Origin of the sequence: Protofrankia sp. Cr1, assembly GCF_963555865.1 — a bacterium.
Lineage (GTDB): Bacteria > Actinomycetota > Actinomycetes > Frankiales > Frankiaceae > Protofrankia.
On record NZ_CAUVXO010000256.1, the window covers coordinates 1 to 2364 of the forward strand.

The 2364-nt window shown below is 65.9% G+C and carries 1 protein-coding gene and 1 pseudogene; both read right to left on the reverse strand.

What is annotated here, in order from left to right:
* Nucleotides 1–697, reverse strand: a pseudogene (locus U9980_RS18135) (reverse transcriptase domain-containing protein); the annotation flags it as partial.
* A 1016-nt stretch (nt 698–1713) separates the two neighbouring features.
* The coding region (locus tag U9980_RS18140; RefSeq protein ID WP_322769009.1) for a FadR/GntR family transcriptional regulator at nt 1714–2364 on the reverse strand (651 nt) is incomplete at its 5' end.

Here is a 2364-nt window from a genome sequence, read left to right on the forward strand (position 1 = left end):
GGTGTGCGTCTCTCTGTTTTCGCCAAGTTCCGTGAGGACCCCGGCCTTCAGGAACGCCTTGACCAGCGCCAGGACTCGTTTGTCCTTGACCCGCCGCCGGACCCGGTCCATCAAAGCGATATGCCCGATTTCGTCGAAGCATGCCTCGATGTCCGCGTCCAGTACCCAGTGATAACCCCGGGTTCCGTAGAAGTGGATCTCGGCCACCGCGTCCTGAGCCCGCCTCCGGGGCCGGAAGCCATACGACACGGGCTCAAAGTCAGCCTCGAAGATCGGCTCCAGCACCAGTTTCAGCGCGGCCTGAACGACCCGGTCTGCGACCGTCGAAATTCCCAGCCGCCTGACCTTCCCCGAACCGCCCGGCTTCGGGATCATGCGCTCCCGTACCGGCAACGGCCGGAACTTTCCTCCTTTCAGTTGGGCACGCAGGTCGTTCAGGAATCCGGGCACCCCGGCTTCGTGGATATCGGCGACCTTCAGGCCGTCGATCCCGGCGGTCCGGGCACCCTGGTTGCCCGCGACCCGGGTAAACGCCACGATCAGCGTCGCCGGGTCATACACGAAGTTGAACAGGTCATCGAACCGGCGGCTAGGATCAACCGCCGCCCAACGGTGAAGGCCCCGATACCCGCACGAGCGCGACCTCACGGTCGCCCTCGCACGGCGCACCGCCATTCGGCGGTGCATCTTCCGGCATCACAGTATCCATCCCTTCTCGATACCGCTGCCGCCCTTCCCCATGTGCACAGGCTCTCCCTGGCTCGGAGTAATACGGCGGCTCTGCCCCACCTCACCGGTTCGGCAGTCGGTGCGCCTATCCCGGACGGACGGCTGGCTGCCTACCCGGCCGGGAACCCGTGCGAGGTGGTTCCCACGTTCACTGTGCTTCGTTTGTCGGAGTAGGAGCCCGGCTGTGTCCCAGCAGCTTCGCCATGGGTACGCCGCAGACCTTCCCCATGGCCTCCGGGTCAGCTTCTGTAAACCTCACCGGAGTTCTCTCCGTAACGGTAAACAGAGGGACGCACTGCGTCCGGCCCATATCCACCAGGTTGGAGCTGGTGCCAAGGTTGAGGGACGTAAACGCCGGTTCCTCGCGTACTCCTCTCCGTCTCGCTCGCCGGACCCGCGCCATCTGGCGGTGCTGACACGTCCCGGCTTTGTCAGGGCTGCTCCCACCCTCCCCGGCGTCTCCCGGGTCAGACTGCGCTCAGCTCCCACCGGACTGCTGCGACAGCCCAGCGAGGAGGTCTCGCACGTCCTTCGATCCTCAGCGCCTCACGGCGCACCAGCGCCTCGTGGCGCAAACCGGAATCTTGGCAGAGCCGTTAGATTGACAGACCCGACTACCTTTTCCCTCCGCGCGGTATCCGAAGCCCGTAGCGCCGTGACGTCAACTGGACGTGCGGATATTTCAACCGGACCGGTTCTTCGATCATGCAGAGCCGCATGTTCTTCCGGGCGATCTCCGAGGGGAGGGTGTCGTCGAGGTTCGTCCAGTACTTGTGGCGCAGCCACCGCCGGTCCGCCCAGGTATTCGGCGATGGTTTCGACGGCGTGGAGGTTGGTCTCGCTGATCCACTGCGCGTAGGTCATGTAGTCGGTGTCCAGGATCGGCCTGGCCAGCGCACCGTGGAAGGACAGCTTGTTGGTGAGGGTGAAGAACAGCTGGTACCACCCGCGACCTCTTACGGGCAGCGGGTGGCCGGCCGGCGGTTAGCGGTCGTTGGAGGTCCAGCGGACGGGTTCGTTGAGTAGGTGGGGGTAGTGCCGGCGGGCGTAGCGGCGGAACTCGCCCATGTGCTCGTCCGCTTCGTCGGCTGCGCCGCGGATGTCGCGGTCCTGGAGCGCGTCGACGATCCGTTGGTGGGCGTCGGCGATGCGGGCCCGGGTGCGCGCGGGGTATTCGACCTCGGTGCTGGTGTTCGCGGTCATCCGTTCCAGTGTTTCGGCGATGACCAGCAGGACGGTGTTGCCGCAGGCTCGGGCGAGCTGGGCGTGGAAGGCGTCGTTCTGGGGGTAGAACACGGCGTCGTCGGTGAGGTTGGCCCGCATCGTGTCGATGGTCTGTTGCAGGCCGGCGAGGTCGTCGGGCGTCGCGTGTTCGGCGGCCATTGCCGTGACCGCCGTTTCGATGATTTCCCTGGTGACCGCGACCTCGTCGAGTGTCGCTCCGAGGAACTGCAGGATCAGGGTCATCGCGCCGACGAGGTCGTCGGGGCGGGGGCGGCGAACCTGGGGCCCGCCTCCCGGTCCTGGTTTGATCCGGATGACGCCCTGGGTTTCCAGCAGGCGCAACGCCTCCCGGATCGTTGTCCGGCCTACCCCGAATTCCTCGGCCATGAGCCGTTCGTTCGGCAGCGTGGC